The sequence below is a fragment of the Acinetobacter sp. ANC 4169 genome (genome assembly GCF_002135355.1).
Lineage (GTDB): Bacteria > Pseudomonadota > Gammaproteobacteria > Pseudomonadales > Moraxellaceae > Acinetobacter.
The window spans coordinates 69,222-85,288 of record NZ_NEGE01000003.1 but is presented as its reverse complement, the minus strand read 5'-3'; the positions used below and the strand labels follow the sequence as shown (position 1 = coordinate 85,288).

General features: G+C 43.5%; 19 protein-coding genes. 5 read left to right on the top strand and 14 right to left on the bottom strand.

Annotated elements, in window-relative coordinates; translation table 11 throughout:
* The first annotated feature begins 92 nt into the window (after positions 1–92).
* Both rpmI and rplT read left to right on the top strand, forming a co-directional pair.
* The gene (gene rpmI, locus B9T26_RS03060; protein WP_004278281.1) at positions 93–287 is read left to right on the top strand and encodes a 50S ribosomal protein L35; all 195 of its coding nucleotides are present in this window, start codon (positions 93–95) and stop codon (positions 285–287) included.
* Between the two features lie 12 nt (positions 288–299).
* Positions 300–659 (top strand): 50S ribosomal protein L20, encoded by a 360-nt coding sequence (gene rplT, locus B9T26_RS03055; protein ID WP_004647525.1) that lies wholly within the window; start codon positions 300–302, stop codon positions 657–659.
* A gap of 127 nt (positions 660–786) precedes the next feature.
* Here rplT and B9T26_RS03050 read toward each other — a convergent pair whose 3' ends face one another.
* From B9T26_RS03050 to lgt, 3 genes are all read right to left on the bottom strand, one after another.
* Positions 787–1,152 (bottom strand): hypothetical protein, encoded by a 366-nt coding sequence (locus B9T26_RS03050; protein ID WP_086198346.1) that lies wholly within the window; start codon positions 1,150–1,152, stop codon positions 787–789.
* Positions 1,152–1,538, bottom strand: coding sequence for a hypothetical protein (locus B9T26_RS03045; protein WP_086198345.1), 387 nt, complete (start codon positions 1,536–1,538; stop codon positions 1,152–1,154). Before B9T26_RS03045 ends, B9T26_RS03050 begins: the two co-directional genes overlap by 1 nt.
* Positions 1,539–1,731: 193 nt before the next feature.
* Positions 1,732–2,544, bottom strand: a complete 813-nt coding sequence (lgt, locus tag B9T26_RS03040; protein WP_086198344.1) for a prolipoprotein diacylglyceryl transferase — start codon at positions 2,542–2,544, stop codon at positions 1,732–1,734.
* Positions 2,545–2,637: 93 nt separating this feature from the next.
* On the opposite strand from lgt, the gene B9T26_RS03035 reads away from it, so the two are divergent.
* A complete protein-coding gene (locus B9T26_RS03035) occupies positions 2,638–3,420 on the top strand; it encodes an NRDE family protein (protein ID WP_086198343.1) in 783 nt (260 codons plus the stop codon).
* 43 nt (positions 3,421–3,463) lie between these two features.
* Here the strand turns inward: B9T26_RS03035 and B9T26_RS03030 are convergent, their stop codons facing one another.
* The 4 genes from B9T26_RS03030 to tatA all read right to left on the bottom strand — a co-directional run bounded on the left by B9T26_RS03030 (position 3,464) and on the right by tatA (position 7,351).
* The gene (locus B9T26_RS03030) at positions 3,464–5,686 is read right to left on the bottom strand and encodes a PhoX family protein (RefSeq protein ID WP_086198342.1); all 2,223 of its coding nucleotides are present in this window, start codon (positions 5,684–5,686) and stop codon (positions 3,464–3,466) included.
* Between the two features lie 172 nt (positions 5,687–5,858).
* A complete protein-coding gene (gene tatC, locus B9T26_RS03025; RefSeq protein ID WP_086198341.1) occupies positions 5,859–6,644 on the bottom strand; it encodes a twin-arginine translocase subunit TatC in 786 nt (261 codons plus the stop codon).
* Positions 6,641–7,111: a Sec-independent protein translocase protein TatB gene (gene tatB, locus B9T26_RS03020; RefSeq protein WP_086198340.1), complete on the bottom strand. Its 471-nt coding sequence runs from the start codon at positions 7,109–7,111 to the stop codon at positions 6,641–6,643. The genes tatC and tatB overlap by 4 nt, the downstream gene beginning before the upstream one ends.
* 6 nt (positions 7,112–7,117) lie before the next feature.
* On the bottom strand, positions 7,118–7,351 hold the full coding sequence (tatA, locus tag B9T26_RS03015; protein WP_086198339.1) for a twin-arginine translocase TatA/TatE family subunit: 234 nt from the start codon (positions 7,349–7,351) through the stop codon (positions 7,118–7,120).
* 185 nt (positions 7,352–7,536) lie between these two features.
* On the opposite strand from tatA, the gene B9T26_RS03010 reads away from it, so the two are divergent.
* On the top strand, positions 7,537–8,418 hold the full coding sequence (locus B9T26_RS03010; protein WP_086198338.1) for a permease: 882 nt from the start codon (positions 7,537–7,539) through the stop codon (positions 8,416–8,418).
* Positions 8,419–8,581: 163 nt separating this feature from the next.
* Here B9T26_RS03010 and rdgB read toward each other — a convergent pair whose 3' ends face one another.
* Positions 8,582–9,208: an RdgB/HAM1 family non-canonical purine NTP pyrophosphatase gene (gene rdgB / locus B9T26_RS03005; RefSeq protein WP_086198337.1), complete on the bottom strand. Its 627-nt coding sequence runs from the start codon at positions 9,206–9,208 to the stop codon at positions 8,582–8,584.
* A 121-nt stretch (positions 9,209–9,329) separates the two neighbouring features.
* Here rdgB and B9T26_RS03000 point away from each other — a divergent pair, with 121 nt between their 5' ends.
* Positions 9,330–9,773, top strand: coding sequence for a GNAT family N-acetyltransferase (locus tag B9T26_RS03000; RefSeq protein WP_086198336.1), 444 nt, complete (start codon positions 9,330–9,332; stop codon positions 9,771–9,773).
* 38 nt (positions 9,774–9,811) lie between these two features.
* Here B9T26_RS03000 and B9T26_RS02995 read toward each other — a convergent pair whose 3' ends face one another.
* The 6 genes from B9T26_RS02995 to B9T26_RS02970 all read right to left on the bottom strand — a co-directional run bounded on the left by B9T26_RS02995 (position 9,812) and on the right by B9T26_RS02970 (position 16,001).
* Complete coding sequence (locus B9T26_RS02995) at positions 9,812–10,399, bottom strand: tetratricopeptide repeat protein (RefSeq protein ID WP_086198335.1); 588 nt, start codon at positions 10,397–10,399, stop codon at positions 9,812–9,814.
* Positions 10,396–10,989 carry a methionine biosynthesis protein MetW gene (gene metW / locus B9T26_RS02990; protein ID WP_086198334.1) on the bottom strand — a complete coding sequence of 198 codons (594 nt, stop codon included), beginning with the start codon at positions 10,987–10,989 and terminating at the stop codon, positions 10,396–10,398. Before metW ends, B9T26_RS02995 begins: the two co-directional genes overlap by 4 nt.
* Positions 10,989–12,149 (bottom strand): homoserine O-succinyltransferase MetX, encoded by a 1,161-nt coding sequence (gene metX, locus B9T26_RS02985; RefSeq protein WP_086198333.1) that lies wholly within the window; start codon positions 12,147–12,149, stop codon positions 10,989–10,991. Before metX ends, metW begins: the two co-directional genes overlap by 1 nt.
* 101 nt (positions 12,150–12,250) lie before the next feature.
* On the bottom strand, positions 12,251–13,948 hold the full coding sequence (gene leuA, locus B9T26_RS02980; protein WP_086198332.1) for a 2-isopropylmalate synthase: 1,698 nt from the start codon (positions 13,946–13,948) through the stop codon (positions 12,251–12,253).
* Positions 13,949–14,214: 266 nt separating this feature from the next.
* Entirely contained in the window at positions 14,215–15,321 is a 1,107-nt protein-coding gene (locus B9T26_RS02975; RefSeq protein WP_086198331.1) for an alpha-hydroxy acid oxidase, read from the bottom strand.
* Positions 15,318–16,001, bottom strand: a complete 684-nt coding sequence (locus tag B9T26_RS02970) for a Fe2+-dependent dioxygenase (protein ID WP_086198487.1) — start codon at positions 15,999–16,001, stop codon at positions 15,318–15,320. Before B9T26_RS02970 ends, B9T26_RS02975 begins: the two co-directional genes overlap by 4 nt.
* Positions 16,002–16,067: the final 66 nt, after the last annotated feature.

Genomic DNA, 16,067 nt, shown 5'->3' with positions numbered 1-16,067 from the left:
AAGCAAAGATGCTTTAGAATACTGGCTCCCTTACCTGCAGGTCGTTTTGTAATGGTGCAAACGAGCCGAACAGGTGTTCAAAAGAGGTTGTTATGCCTAAGATGAAAACTCGCCGTGGTGCAGCTAAACGCTTTAAAGCGACTGCTAACGGTTTTAAGCGTAAACAAGCGTTCAAACGCCACATTTTGACCAAAAAATCTGCTAAGCGTATTCGTCAATTACGCGGCTGTGTAATGGTTCACGTAAGTGACGTTGCTTCAGTTCGCCGTATGTGCCCATACATCTAAGGAGATTTATAAATGGCTCGTGTAAAACGTGGTGTACAGGCTCATCGCCGTCATAAAAAAATTCTTGCTCGTGCTAAAGGTTACTATGGCGCTCGTTCACGCGTATATCGCGTAGCGTTCCAAGCAGTAATCAAAGCAGGTCAATACGCTTACCGTGACCGTCGTCAAAAGAAACGTCAATTCCGCGCTTTGTGGATTGCACGTATCAATGCCGGTGCTCGTCAAAATGGTTTGTCGTACAGCCGTATGATTGCTGGCTTGAAAAAAGCTCAAGTAATCATCGACCGTCGCGTACTTGCTGACATCGCTATGCATGACGCAGTTGCATTTGCTGCTTTAGCTTCTAAAGCTAAAGATGCATTAGCTGCATAAGTCTTTTAAGACTTAAAAAAGACCGCTTTTAGCGGTCTTTTTTATTTTCGGCTTTAAAAATATCTTTCATTAATTCAGGGATATTTTGAGAGGAAAATATAGGATAGTGCAGTACACTCAATTTATTTTAATCAAATCTGCGTTTGGGAAAGCCCGATAATAAAAATAAACCAATCGCAGCAAAGCCAATCGCCTGAATGGCAAGCATCAGTTTATGTTGTGCTGGCAGTACTGAAATCAAGGTGATTAAGGCCATCAGTGGCATGATCAAAATAAGAATTGCAAAACCTTTTTTATAGGGATTATCTTCTGCTATTTTTAAGCCTAATACTCTTAAGCCATGAATACCCATACCAATCACCACACTGATCCCGGTAAATACAGCTGAAAGTGGCTGTACCGTAGAGCAGAGATAAATGATCACGCAAGTTGCAATGCAAACCATCAGTTTAAGTTGACGGCTACATTTGTCTGAATACCAAAATTCCAGCATTATTTTTGCTCATCTAAAGGATCGTTTTTATTCAGTAAAGATAAAGGCGAAAACAGACAAATGCCCAATGCCATAAAACCAATGCCTTGAGCACCCGGAATGAGAATTTCCCCATTCTGCATATGCATGAAAATCAGGGCCAGTAACAGGGCAATCGGAATCCAGATCAATAGCCGGTAGAACAGGCCGGTCGGATTTTTTGCAGCAAAATGAATTTTGCAGTAACGGCAAATCAGGAAAATAATACCTGTACCCATGAACATCAGGATGGCATCCGGTTTTAATGGTTCCATCCAGTACAGCACACCTGTTGCAATCGCGATGATCACAAAGATCAGCAGTTTACGGAGGATGGAAACTTTAGGATTAAACCAAAATTCAAGCATATTGTTCTGATAGATAAATGAGAGCTAATGGCACTTTAGCATATGAGGTAGAGGGAAGCACAGATTCAGCCTGCCAGTATGTGGTCTTAAATTTCTTTCTTAAGCGCTCAGAGCTAGGGAGAGAAATGAAAAAAAAGAGGCATTTTTCTCTCCCCTCATCCTAACCTTCTCCCAAAGGGAGAAGGAATTTTATTTAGCTATTTTTATTTGGGCCCCAATCATAGATTTTCTTCTGATAGGCATACCACATCATCCACAGGCCAATCAAAATCATTGGTACAGTCAGGAATTGACCTTTACTCATCCAGCCAATGAACAGCTGGCCATTGTCCGGTTCGCGGAAAAATTCCACCACAAATCGCGCAATCCCGTAACCAATCAGGAATAAGGCAGAAACGGCCATACGTGGACGCGGTTTGGAGCTGAACCACCACAACACAATAAACAGGATTAACCCTTCAGCCACGGCCTGATAAAGCTGTGATGGGTGACGCACCAGTTGCAGCGGGTCGTTGGGAAAAATCATCCCAAGTGCAAAGTTAGGATCAGTGACCGGACGGCCATACAGTTCACCGCCAATGAAGTTGCCAATACGACCGAACATCAGGCCAGTCGGAACGCAGGGTGCAATGAAGTCCAAAGTCTGGAACCAGGTTTTCTGATATTTTTTGCACCAGAACAGCATGGCAAGCATCACACCCAGAAAGCCGCCATGGAAGCTCATGCCACCGGTCCAGACCTGAAATAGCCAGAGCGGATTGGCCAGAAACTGTTCAAAGCCATAAAAGAATACGTAGCCTACGCGACCACCCACCACGACCCCTAAAGCGCCATAGAAGATCAGGTCTGACACTATCTCGGGTGTCCAGCCATCACGCTGTTTGGTTCTATAAGTTGCCAGTCCCCAGGCAAATAAAAATGCCAGTAAATACATCAGTCCATACCAGTGGACTTGTAATGGTCCCAGCGATACAGCAACCGGGTCTATATTTGGATAGGTCAGCATTCCTGTTCCTTGTCATTATGTTTTGCACAGATTTTAGCTGAAACCAAGGAAAAATGTTGTACATTCAATGTGTAAAGATAAAGAGCATGAATTATGTGTATTGTAGCTTTAGCTTGGCAGGTTCTGGATGATACGCCGCTGTGCCTTATTTCCAATCGGGATGAGTTTTATCAGCGTCCGAGTTTGGCATTACAACACTGGGAAAACAGCCCGATTATTGCCGGAAAAGACTTGCAGTCGGGTGGCACATGGATGGGGATTACCGCCTCCGGTCGCTGGGCTGTACTGACCAATTTCCGGGATGCTAGCGATAAGACACAATATCCAACTTCACGTGGTCATCTGATACAGACCTTTCTGGAATCCGATCTGGCTCCCATCCGCTTTGCCCAGGCATTGGAAAAACAGCAGTGTGATTATGCCGGTTTTAACTTGTTTTTAGGTGATTCAAATCAGGCGGTTTATATGAGTAACCGCGGCGAAGCACCGCAGGTGTTGGCCAAAGGCGTGTATGTGGTATCCAATGGTTTAATGACCGAGCATTGGGAAAAGACCAAACACCTGCGTAAGCGTTTTACTCAGGAATTTTTACCCATGCTCCAACAGGTAGATATACCCCAAGTCGATCTTGATTTTACGGTGTGGGACATTCTGGAAGATGAACGGAAAATTATTCCCGAACTTTTGCCACAAACCGGCATTAGTTTAGAGATGGAAGAGTTGCTCTCTTCAACCTTTATTCAAAGCCCCGTTTATGGCACGCGTTGTTCCAATTTTTTAAGGCTGAAAAATGATGCATGGCTATGGCAGGAAAAATCCCAGCAAGGGCAGACCCAAGGCAATATTATCCAGATCGATTTGCCTTTAAATGAATAAAAAAAATGCCGACATAAAGTCGGCATTTTCTTTATTGTTATGCTTAAGCTTTGGTCTTTTCCAATGCCTCACCAGCAATTGTACCGCCATCTACACGGGTAATCACTAATGTTGCAGAGCGTGGGCGAGAGCCTAATACTGCTTTGCTTAGATTCAATGTAGATGGATGGTTCGCAGGCCAACTATTACCCGGGTGCTGAATATTAACAAAGATAGCTTTGTAGTCAGGTGTCATGGTAACACCGGTAATTTCACAACCTGCAGGGCCTGTAAGGAAGCGACGGAGTTTGGTGTTGTCTAGCTCCGCACCTGTAGGCGTTGGTAAACCCGCTGTGGTTTTAACCTGACCATCGCCGACTTGACCTGGAAGTGCTGCGAGCATCATACAGTTGGTTTCATCTGTATATGAACTATCATCTGTTTGAATCCAAAGCATACCGCGTGGGTCAAACCACATGCCATCTGGGCTTGAAAAGTCATTGTCTGCACCAAGTTTTGACAGGTTAACATCTTGAACAGAGTCTTGTTCAGCACCAAACAGGAAAATGTCCCAACTAAAGGTCGATGCAGTAACCACATCTCCAGCTTCTTTGAAGCGGATGATGTGACCGTTAATATTACCTTTAGAGCTGCCGCCTTTGTCGGCATCCGCATAGTTACGCGGGTTTGCAGAGTCAAGTGGATGAGTGCTACCACGAAGGCTATTATTAGTTAAGGTCACATAAACTTCACCATTTTTTGGATTGACTGCAACCCACTCTGGACGGTCCATTTTGGTTGCACCCACTGCATCTGCTGCAAGGCGCGTATTCACCAAGACGTCAGCTTGATCGGCAAACTTGTATTTTGCATAAGCTGAAATAAGGGGGTTACTGATATTGAGTTCAACCCATTCGCCTGTTGATTTTTGTGTCGCTGTGTCAAAGTTAAACTTAGCAACATACAGTTTGCCGCTGTTCATGTATTTGTCACCAGCGCTGTAACCGCCATTCACATCTTTAGCATCCCAAAGCGCATCAGAAACAAATTTATAGATGTATTCGCCTTGAGAGTCATCACCCATATAGAATGCGAGTGGTTGGCCTGCAATAGCACGGCTTGCGCGACAGTCTTCGTGTGCAAAACGACCGAGTGCAGTACGTTTAACAGGAGCGTGACTGCCATTAAAAGGATCAATCTCAACAATCCAGCCAAAGGTATTCGTCGTATTACGGAAGTCATCTTTTGCTTCAGCACCCGATACTTTGGTTAGCCAACGGTCATAGATATCCTGGATATTCAGGTCTTTAATGTCATCTGTACGTGAGTCTTCCGTGGCTTTTACCGTATGCCATTTGTATGAGCTTGCCGCAGGAATTTTGTAGCGATCCAACGCTACAATGCTATTTGCATCACGACCAATGTCATCACGAGAGAAATACTGGTTAAAGTTTTCTTCTGTCGTTAAGTAAGTGCCCCAAGGGGTATAGCCATTACCACAGTTATTGATGGTACCTAAGCCGAAGTCGCCATTTGGGCTGAACTTGGTTTTAACTAGGTTGCTACCTTTCACTGGGCCAGTAAATTCAATACGTGAAGCAGCGGTGATACGGCGGTTAAACACTGAAGCTTTATTGATGCCTACCAGTTGCGTTTTGCTGTCTTTTTTCAGTTCAATCACTGAAACGCCGTGGCAGTTAATTTCACGTAGTGCTTCATCTTCTGAGCGAACAGCTGCGCTAATTGTATTGATGGTAGGGTGTAGAATTTTTTTGTCATCGACATATTCGTGATTCATGACCAACAAACCTGAACCTGACTGGTTTGCATCAAAGCGGCTATTGGTCATGCCAAAGAAAGTCATACCATCGTGACATTCACCAGAACGGCGAACAAATGAAGCACCTGTTGGAATGTTATTTTCGTCCCATTCTGCGAGTCCATCAGAGATTGGGTCACCCAGGGCATAGAGAACACGTGCTTCATAGCCTTCAGGAACCGTGACTTGATCCAACACGTTTTTGTTTACAGCCTTGAATTGCAGCGAGGTAGGGGTTTGATTCTTATCGGGTGTGACGGGTGTCGTTGGGGGTGTTAATGTTGGGTCATCGTTATTGTTATCCCCACAGCCAGTCAAAGATGCTGCTAATGTAAGCGCAGCAGCACCTCCGGCAGTTTTGGTAATCAAATCACGACGTGTAATTTTTTTATTAAACAGTTCTGAAAATTCAGCATTCCCCGAATTGTTACTATCATAATCATCGTTAAAAGGCATTTGCTCAGTCATAAGTTTTCCTAGCGTATTTGCTTGGTCGTTTTTATAAAGTTACTCACAAGGTAAAGAGTCAATATGACAGGGCAGTGAAGTTTATATGTCAAAAATATGAAATGATGAGTGGCGCATTTAGCCATAAAAAAAGCAGGCAAATTTCCTGCTCATTTCTTTTAAATACAGTAGCTTAGATTTCAGCAGCTCGTTTTTGTTCAATCAGTTTTCCAAAAAATAGACCAATCTCAAATAAAAGCCACATCGGTATCGCCAGCATAATCATGGAAAGGGCGTCAGGTGGAGTGACAAACATCGCCACAAAGAAACAGCCCACCACAATAAAACGCCGTTTTTCGACCAATTGCTGGGTAGAAACCAGCCCGATTAAAATCAGGATTAAGGTAATAATCGGAATTTCAAAGGTAAAACCAAACACCAGGAATAGTTTTAAGCAGAAAGCTAAGTAACTGTTAATGTCGGTCATTGGTGCGACCGTTTCCGGTGAAACACTAATGAAAAAATGCAAAATGGAAGGCAAGGCAACAAAATAGGCAAAACTAATGCCGATATAAAATAGACAGATGCTGCCAATCAGTAAGGGTAAAGCCAGACTTTTTTCTTTTTCATAGAGTGCAGGTTTTACAAAAGCCCACAGCTGATACAGGATATAGGGCATCGCTAACATCAAGGCAACAAAGAAATTCAGCTTAAATGGTGCCATGAATGTAGCAGTAACATCGGTGGCAATCATGGATGAACTAACCGGCAGCTGCGCACGTAAAGGTTCAGACAGAAGTTGATAAGTTTGATTGGCAAAAGGCAATAAGCAAAAAAACAGTATCAGCAGCAATCCTACAATTTTAAACAGATGCCGACGCAAAACCATCAGGTGGCGGGTAATCGGCATTTCTTCAAGATTAGGGGAGTATTGATCTGCACCGGTATTAGGTAACTTGCTTTCTATAGGTGTACTCATACAGCCACCTTGAATTCATTTAATAGTGAAATTGCAGGCATTATGTTTATTGAAGATTCTTTGAATATTTCTTTGTCGCAAATACTCGGTGCTGTTAAATAAATAGTTAAAAACACAGGTTTTTCTAAAAAAACATAAAGTAAGGGAGCATTTTTATTATCGGGCACTGCATTTTGTAATTGTCCTTCTGCTGCTGCAGGTTGTGATTGTTGTTGTAGTTCATGCATCTGAGCTTGCATCTTTTGTTCTAGCGCCTGAATCCTTTGCATTTCATTTTGCATCTGTTCACGTAATTCAGACAAACGCAGTTCACGGTCAATATCATTCTGTACATTGCTGATCATGCGTTTGAGTTTGCCGTACCATTTCCCGGCAAAACGTGCAGCTTCCGGAAGCTTGTCAGGCCCAAGCACCAATAAGCTAATGATGCCGAAAGCCAGCAGTTCAGTCATACCAATATTGAGCATAAAGTTTTAGCCTGAATGGGTTTTTACCGTGGAATTAACATCCGAATGAGAAGCTTGATGTTCAATGGTTTTAGGTTCATTTAATGACGAAGTGGCTGCTTCATCTTCCTTGATCGACTTTTTAAAATCTTTGACTGCGCCACCGACATCTTTACCCAGGTTTTTAAGTTTGGATGTGCCAAACAATAAAATCACCACAATTGCAAAAATCACAACGTGCCAAATCGATAATCCTGCCATGTTCTTTACTCATTTTTTATTTAAGATCATCTGAACATGTTGCCATGACAGCAATGTGACTGAAAAATTTCAGTTTAAAGACAATCATCAATGGAGATGGAATCAGAAAAATAAGCAGACCCGGTCATGCTATTTATAGGATTGTGCTAGGATTTAAACTTCTGCTTCAATTCAATTTGCAATCCATGGCACTTATCCTTCCACTCATCTCGTTTCTTATTGGATATTTGGGTGTCAATGTATTAAAGCCGATTCGCCCGATGATGGCCGCTATGCTGGCTCGTCTACTGATCCCATTGATCGTGATTTACAACATGGTGTTTTATAAGCAGGGGAGTTTGTGGCTGATCGGTTTTAGTATTTTTAGTTCGCTAATCCTGTTTGGCCTGTTCTATGTTTTTTCCCGAGATAAATTACGTGCACTGTGTTTTAGTTATTTAAACGGTGTCTGGCTCGGTTTCCCATTTGCTTTGGCATTGTTTGGTCCTGAAGCTTTAAATACCATTATTGCCTTATATATTGGTGGTTCTCTATTTGGAAATGTCAGTGCGGTCGTGGCAGTCAGTCCTGATAAACAGGATCCAAAATTTATTATTAAAAATATGCTGAAATCACCGCCGGTGATGGCACTGACGATTGCCGGGATTCTATCCTTCTGGGATTTTAGTGCTTATGAATCTCACCCAGTCATTCAGTGGGGCTATCAGGTCAATAAGGTTCTGGTGACTTTTGCCGGGATGTGTATTTTGGGCATGTGGCTGAGTAAAGTCAGGATTCAACTAAGCGATTTAAAGCGAAGCCTGCTGCTGATTAGCGGTCGTTTTATTCTCGCTTTAGGTTTGGTAACAGGAGCTTATTTGTTTTTACCCATTCCGCATCAAGTACTGACTTACGCTGTTATGATGATGTATTTCCTGCTTCCACCCGCAGCTAATATTGTGGCGCTTGAAACGCATTATCAGGGCACAGGACATTCAGCAAAATATATTGCGTCGGGAACTGTGGCCAGTGCGATATTGATCGGGATTTATGGGGTAGTGTTGCATGCGTTGGTGCCGGGTCTTTAAAAATATAAAAAAGTCCTCTCTCCCTGTGGGAGAGAGTTAGAGAGAGGGTCTAAAAGCTTTAGAGAAAGATAATTTTTTTCTTTCCTAATAAGGAGAGGTGTATTTTAAAAATCCCTCACCCCAGCCCTCTCCCAAAGGGAGAGGGGGTAATGAGAGGCGGAAATTACTTCTCTAAACTCGCCTTAAACAATTTCATCGCCTGACCACGGTGACTAATTTTATTTTTATCTTCTTTCGATAATTCTGCACTGGATACATTCAGTTCAGGCAACCAGAACAATGGGTCATAGCCGAAACCATTTTCACCGCGAGCTGCTTCTAGTATTTCACCCGTCCAGATACCCTGGAAAATATGTGGCAGTGGGTCTTCTGCATGTTGAACCAGTGCAAGAACACAGACAAACATGCCTTCAATCACTTCGCCTTCTTTACGAAGCGGTTTAAGTCGGGCTAACAGCTTTTCATTATTGGCTGCATCATTGCCATGCTCACCGGCAAATCTTGCAGAATAAATCCCCGGCGCACCACCCAGTACAGGAACGCAAATACCCGAATCATCGGCTATAGCGGGTTTTCCTGAAATCTTGGAGGCATGACGTGCTTTAATAATGGCATTTTCAACAAAGCTCAAACCATCTTCAATGGCATCTTCAATATTCAGTTTGCCTTGGGGAATCACTTCAACAGGAAGCTTGAGTTCGGCAAACATTTTTTCAAATTCGGCAATTTTACCTTTGTTGTTGCTTGCAAGAACGAGGGTTCCTTGAGATAACCAGTCTTGAGACGCCATTGTTGTGCTCTTTGTATCAATAAATATAGTGTTATTTTAACGGATTTTTAGTTCCTAATTTGCTTCAGCGCTGCTGATTGTAGATTTGAATTAAATAATAAGAAAATTAAGGAAATAAATTGTGATTAGAATTGCCGAGTTGTCAGATAGTGTAGACATACAGCAGCTGATTCAGCCCTATATTTCTGACTTTGCTATTCATGCAGAAGGCGAGCAGAAATTTAGCCAGTTTGCTTTAGAACAGTTATTGCAACAAACCGAAGTCCATTATTTTGTTTATGAAAGAGCAAGCAAAATAATGGGTGTAATCGCTTATAGAGAACCAGCGTATCTGGTTCATTTTTTTGTAGATCAGGCTGATCAGGGGCAGGGGATTGGTCGATTATTATGGAATTATCTGCTGCAAAGTCTGGAAGATGGCAACCCTCAGCAAGTGAGTGTAAATTCGAGTTGTAATGCTGTTGCCGTGTATGAAAAATTTGGTTTTCAATGTATTTCAGATGTCTGTGAGTTTGGCGGTTTGCGCTTTATTAAAATGCTTCGGCTCAAATCATCCTGCGCATAAAAAAGCACCCATAGGTGCTTTTTATTCGAGATTGTAGCTTATTGTGCCTGAATCCACTTGTCTGCACGGTCACGTGCTTGACGAATTTGTTCTTGGCTTAAGTTCGCAGCCAAAGCAGTTTTTTTGCCTTCAGAGAGGGAAATGACTTTATTGTCGAGCATGCCGTCGCGGGTAGACAGTTCATACCACTGGTATGCACCGATGTAATTTTTCTTTTGCTCTTCCATCATGGCAAGATTAAAGCTGGCGCGGTTATCACCACGGCTTGCTGCTTTTTCAAAATATTTACGTGCTAAAGCTTCATCTTTTTTGGTGCCAATCCCATCAGCCAGCATACGCCCCACATTCAGCTGGGCAGCAGTCAAGCCGTTGTCAGCAGCGGCTTTGTACCAGGTAAAGGCTTGCTGTTCATCTTTCTGAACGTCTTTACCCTGTTGATATTTGGTGGCAAGATAAAATTGTGCAGCGGGTTGACCGGCTTTAGCGGCTTTAGTCAAGCTATTGATATCCATAACCGAATATTGCGCAGCCTGGCTTGAAACCGAAGCCGTAGGGGCAACATATTCTGCATGGGCTTGAATGCTAAACAGTCCAACCAATAGTGTGCTTAATAATATTTTTTTCATAATGCGCTCACTCGATAAATAGCGACCTCACCAAACAGATTCGGGACATGTTTACTCAGTAAACTACCTTGTTGATCCCCATTCACGGCGAGTCGATTAATAATCCGGATATCATTTTCAGCGCAAAGCGCTTCAAAATCACGGAAAGTACATAAATGAATATTTGGCGTGTTATACCACATATACGGTAATGCTTCTGAAACAGGCATCATTCCTTTTAAGGCCAAGAAAGAACGGGTCTTCCAATGGGCAAAGTTAGGAAAGGTAATAATGGCCTGTTTCCCCACACGCACCATGTCACGTAATAATAGGTCTGGTGCATCTACAGCTTGCAAAGCCTGTGCCATGACAACATAGTCAAATGACTGGTCTGCAAAGCGGCTTAAACCGAGGTTCAAGTCTTGTTGGATAATATTTAACCCTCGACTGACCGCAATTGCAATCTTTTCCTGATCAATTTCTAAGCCATATGCACGAATATTGTGCTTTTTGCTCATGTGAGCCAGCAATTCACCATCGCCACAACCTAAATCCAATACGCTGGAATCGGGTTTAATCCATGTTTCTGCCAGTTGATGATCGATACGCATTACACAGTCTCCTTAGGTGTGGCTTCGAGGTGTTCTGCACCACCTAAAAATGCACGTAATGATTTAACGTAAAGCGGGATCGGGAACAAGAATGAGTCGTGACCCTGTTCTGCATCAATATCGACATAGCTTACCGGTTTATGGTTGCTGATTAATGCATCAACTATTTCTTGTGAACGTTGCGGAGTGAAACGCCAATCCGTGGTAAATGAAACCACCAGGAATTTACATTGGGTATTCGACATGGCCTTGACCAGTGATTGTTCATACTCACGTGCAGGATCAAAGTAGTCCAGCGCCTTGGTCATAATCAGGTAGGTATTGGCATCAAAGTTACGGCTGAACTGTTCACCTTGATAGCGCAAATAGCTTTCCACCTGGAATTCAACGTCAAAACCATACATAAATTTGCCAGACTTCAAGTCGCGTCCAAATTTCTGTTTCATGGCTTCTTCAGACAGATAGGTAATGTGACCCACCATACGTGCCAAAATCAGGCCACGTTTCGGATAGCTGTCATTTTCCAGATAACGGCCATTATGGAAGTCTGGATCAGACAAAATCGACTGACGCGCCACTTCGTTAAAGGCAATATTCTGTGCCGATAGTTTCGGTGCGCTGGCAATAATCACGCATTTTTTTAAACGGTCAGGATAATCGACTGACCATTGCAAAGCCTGCATGCCGCCCAGAGAACCGCCAATCACGGCATACCAGACATCAATGCCCATACGGTCAGAGAGCAGGGTCTGGGTTTTGACCCAGTCACGTACTGTCACCAGTGGAAAATCCGGTCCATAAGGACGGTTGTCATTTTCAGGGTTCGGTGAAATTGGTCCGGTTGAACCGCTACAACCGCCAATATTATTTAGTGCAACCACAAAGAATTTAGAGGTATCAATGGCTTTGCCTGGTCCAATGCATGCATCCCACCAACCGGGTTTGCGGTCATCTTCATGATGATAACCGGCTGCATGGTGATGGCCTGAAAGCGCATGACAAATCAGGATCGCATTGGATTTGTCGGCATTGAGTTCGCCATAAGTTTCGACCATGAGCTCAAAACGTGGAAGAATTCGATCACATTCGAGCTCTAACGGCTCTTCAAAAATAAACTTTTGCGGGGTAACTAAGCCCACTGAATCAGCTGGAAAAGACACAGGAAATTTTCGCCTTAAATCTTTAGGATCAATAAATAAAAGGATACCACTAGCGGGTATCCTTCTAAAGTCATTTTAGTGCTAAATATTATTGCTAATACTTATACCGCAGCAGCAATCACCTGATCGGTACTTAATACACCTTGTTCAATCAAGCGATTGGTACATGCAATGATCGCTTCGATTGAAGCAGTCACGATGTTGTCGTGAACGCCGGCACCGAATGCAGATTTACCGGTACCTTTCACTTGAAGCTCAATCAAAGCCAAGGCTTTGGCATGCGCACCCGAGCTGATACTACGTTCTTCATAGTTCAACACATCAATTGGCAACTGTAATGCATTCAAGATCGCCGAGATCGGACCGTTTCCTTCACCACGCAAGTGTTGGGTTTCACCATCCACTTCAATATCAAGCTCAATCACCTGGTTGCCATTTTCATCAGACAATTTGTAGTTTTTGGTAGAATAATGCGCATCTTTCACTGCAACATACGTGTCTTTAAATAATGCCCAGATGTCTTGAGCGGAAATTTCTTTCGCCTGTTCATCCGTGACTTGTTGAACCACTTGCGAGAATTCAATCTGTAAACGACGTGGCAATACCACGTTGTAGTTCGATTCCAACAAGTAAGAAATACCGCCTTTACCTGACTGCGAGTTAACGCGAATCACCGCGTCATAGTCACGGCCCAAGTCTTTAGGGTCGATTGGCAAGTAAGGCATATCCCAGATTTCTTCGTTTTTCTGGAATTCAAAACCTTTCTTGATCGCATCCTGATGCGAACCGGAGAATGCAGTGAACACTAAGTCACCTGCATATGGATGGCGAGGGTGCACTGGCAAGCCTGTACATTCTTCAACAGTGGCAATAATTTCGTTGATGTTGGAGAAATCCAAGTTAGGCGCAACACCTTGGGTATACATGTTCAAGGCAATTGCTGCAACATCGACGTTACCGGTACGTTCACCATTACCAAACACACAGCCTTCGACACGGTCAGCACCGGCCATAATTGCCAATTCTGATGCTGCAATACCGCAGCCACGGTCATTATGGCAGTGCACAGAAATAATCACGCCATCACGACGGGCAATGTTGCGGTGCATCCATTCCACCTGGTCCGCATAAACGTTTGGACCTGAAACTTCAACAGTGGCTGGCAAGTTCAAAATCACTTTATTCTCAGGAGATGCTTCCCAGATTTCAGTCACGGCATCACAGGCCGCTTTTGCCACTTCTAATTCAGTTGCGGAGAAACATTCTGGGCTGTACTGAAAAATAAATTCAGTTTCAGGATATTGTGCTGCATATTCTTTCACTTTTTGTGCAGCATTAATCGCTAACTGACGTGCACCTTCCACATCCACGTTCAAGACTTTTTGACGGAAAGTTGGAGAGTTTGAGTTGTAAATATGCACGATGGCACGTTTTGCACCGACCAAGGATTCGAAAGTACGCTGAATCAAGTGATCACGCGCCTGCACCAACACTTCAATATATACGTCATCCGGAATATGGTTTTCTTCAATCAATTTACGGGTGAAGTCAAAGTCAATTTGCGACGCAGACGGGAAACCGATTTCAATGTGCTTGAAACCGATTTTCACCAACATCTGGAACATCTTGAATTTTTGATCCATATCCATCGGTTCAAAAATGGCTTGGTTACCGTCACGAAGGTCGGTGCTCATCCACATTGGCGCTTTGGTAATTTCATTATTCGGCCATTGACGGTCTGGCAAGTCTACACGTTGGTACATGCGACGATATTTTTTACTTGGATCAGCCAACATCATGAGGTAACTCCTTGTGTAACATCGGTTGCTTAAAGTCGTGGATAACGGCAACCTGTTACTTATATAGATTGTGTCTATTCTAGCAATTTACAAGCCTGACACTGGCAGACATTAGTCGAAAGTTGTAATAAAACCAATGCATTATTATGATTTAGTTTTACCGCAGACCTTGTAAATCTATAACTTAATATTAATCCATTTATTCCGAAAATATTTTTCTATTTTTGCATCCTAATGATGACTTAAGAAAATATTTTTCATGAATTTTATTTTTTGTGGAAAATATAATCACTGTTAATGTCTTTTAGCGTGGCTGTTCCCATTAATGCCATGGTAATCTCAAACTCTTCCTTCAGTATTTTAATCACATGCGCTACACCCAGTGCCCCGGCAGTTGCCAGTCCATAAATATAAGGACGACCGATGAAAACCGCCGAAGCCCCCAGTGCAATGGCTTTAAACACATCTGAGCCACGACGAATCCCGCCATCGTATAGCAGTGGAAAATCAGCCGGTACCACTTTTTTAATCAGCTGTAATGCGGTGAGTGGTGGAATGCAGGTGTCTAACACACGACCGCCATGATTCGACACAATCAAGCCTTGTACGCCATGCTGAATCGCAAGCAGGGCATCCTGCGGATTGACGATCCCTTTTAAAATGACCGGTAATGAGGTGTGCTGAACCACCCAGGCAATATCCTCCCAGGTAGGCGCAATTTTCATCAAGCCATTAAATACGGGATGGTCTCCTTCCTGCAATTCAGGCAAGGGAATATGTGCCGGTGTATGGGGATGCTGCATACCTTCAGGCAAATGGAAAAATACCCGACGTTCACGGTCACGGATGCCAGTATGTGGTGAATCCACGGTAATCACCAAGGCTTTAAAATTTTGTTGTTCGGCCAGTTTTACCAAGGCCAGCGATTTTTCCCGGTTGCCTTGCCAGTACAGTTGAAACCATTTATATGGGTTTTCCTGTTTCAGCTGACGCATGTCGGTATTGCTGAAGGTACTGAGTACCATATTGCTGCCAAGCACTTCGGCTGCCAGTGCCGTTGCTGCTTCAGCTTCAGGATGAAACTGCTGCTGGTGTCCAATCGGTGCCAGAAAAATCGGGTGCGGATAGTGCTGTCCTAAAATAGTACAGCGGGTATGGCCTTGAGTCAGGTCTTGCAACATGCGGGGCAATAAATGAATCTGCTGAAACTGATCTAGATTGTCGCGAACGCTGACTTCGTCCATGGAACCGCCTTGCAGATATTGCCACACCATATCAGACAGATGCTTTTGTGCTTCAATTTCATAATCGGCAACAGTCTGTAAATAGGCGGGAATCTGGGAGAGGGGGGCAACTGGTGCAACGGCTTTCATAGATCTCCCCATTGGCGCAGTAAATTATGGTAGTGACTGGTCAAGCCCAGAATTTCTTCGCTGTCACCAATCTGCTGGCGTAATTTAATAATGTTCATATCCAGATTAAACAGCATACTACGCTGCCAGTCATCTTTGACCATGCTTTGGATCCAAGTGCATGCAGCAATCCGCTTGCCTTGGGTCACCGCTTCAACCCGATGTAAACTGGTCGCAGGGTAGAGTATGGCATCTCCGGCATCCAGCTTCACTTCATGGCTGCCATAATTGTCTTCCACAATCAGTTCACCACCTACATATTCATCCGGTTCAGATAAAAACACGGTAATGGAAACGTCAGTACGAATAGCTTGTCCGATGCTGCTGGAATATTGCACGGCATTGTCGACATGATTGCCATAATGCCCCTGATCCTGATAGCAGTTAAATAACGGTGGAAGAATATGTTTGGGCAATGCTGCCGATTTGAGCAGGATGTTGTTTTGCAAGGCGTGGAGAATTTTGGCCGCAAAGGATTGATAAGCAATACTGTTTGGATCTATTTGCAGATTATTTTTAATTTTCTGTGCCTGAAAGCCGGCGCTTTGCTGACCCTGAATCCAGGCCTGACTGCTATCTAATTGTTGGCGTAGCTCAGCAACCTGCTGTTTGCTTAGAATTTCAGGAATATGTAACATCATCAGCTTGATCTGCATCCCTAGAGTGGGTGGAACCCAAAAATAAATAATGTAGTGTATTAAACCTAA

Excerpts from the sequence above, each read along its gene's own strand:
- rpmI (WP_004278281.1), top strand. The coding sequence starts at position 93 with ATGCCTAAGATGAAAACTCGCCGTGGTGCAGCTAAACGCTTTAAAGCG.
- rplT (WP_004647525.1), top strand. The coding sequence starts at position 300 with ATGGCTCGTGTAAAACGTGGTGTACAGGCTCATCGCCGTCATAAAAAA.
- B9T26_RS03050 (WP_086198346.1), bottom strand. The coding sequence starts at position 1,152 with ATGCTGGAATTTTGGTATTCAGACAAATGTAGCCGTCAACTTAAACTG.
- B9T26_RS03045 (WP_086198345.1), bottom strand. The coding sequence starts at position 1,538 with ATGCTTGAATTTTGGTTTAATCCTAAAGTTTCCATCCTCCGTAAACTG.
- lgt (WP_086198344.1), bottom strand. The coding sequence starts at position 2,544 with ATGCTGACCTATCCAAATATAGACCCGGTTGCTGTATCGCTGGGACCA.
- B9T26_RS03035 (WP_086198343.1), top strand. The coding sequence starts at position 2,638 with ATGTGTATTGTAGCTTTAGCTTGGCAGGTTCTGGATGATACGCCGCTG.
- B9T26_RS03030 (WP_086198342.1), bottom strand. The coding sequence starts at position 5,686 with ATGACTGAGCAAATGCCTTTTAACGATGATTATGATAGTAACAATTCG.
- tatC (WP_086198341.1), bottom strand. The coding sequence starts at position 6,644 with ATGAGTACACCTATAGAAAGCAAGTTACCTAATACCGGTGCAGATCAA.
- tatB (WP_086198340.1), bottom strand. The coding sequence starts at position 7,111 with ATGCTCAATATTGGTATGACTGAACTGCTGGCTTTCGGCATCATTAGC.
- tatA (WP_086198339.1), bottom strand. The coding sequence starts at position 7,351 with ATGGCAGGATTATCGATTTGGCACGTTGTGATTTTTGCAATTGTGGTG.
- B9T26_RS03010 (WP_086198338.1), top strand. The coding sequence starts at position 7,537 with ATGGCACTTATCCTTCCACTCATCTCGTTTCTTATTGGATATTTGGGT.
- rdgB (WP_086198337.1), bottom strand. The coding sequence starts at position 9,208 with ATGGCGTCTCAAGACTGGTTATCTCAAGGAACCCTCGTTCTTGCAAGC.
- B9T26_RS02995 (WP_086198335.1), bottom strand. The coding sequence starts at position 10,399 with ATGAAAAAAATATTATTAAGCACACTATTGGTTGGACTGTTTAGCATT.
- metW (WP_086198334.1), bottom strand. The coding sequence starts at position 10,989 with ATGCGTATCGATCATCAACTGGCAGAAACATGGATTAAACCCGATTCC.
- leuA (WP_086198332.1), bottom strand. The coding sequence starts at position 13,948 with ATGATGTTGGCTGATCCAAGTAAAAAATATCGTCGCATGTACCAACGT.
- B9T26_RS02975 (WP_086198331.1), bottom strand. The coding sequence starts at position 15,321 with ATGAAAGCCGTTGCACCAGTTGCCCCCCTCTCCCAGATTCCCGCCTAT.
- B9T26_RS02970 (WP_086198487.1), bottom strand. The coding sequence starts at position 16,001 with ATGATGTTACATATTCCTGAAATTCTAAGCAAACAGCAGGTTGCTGAG.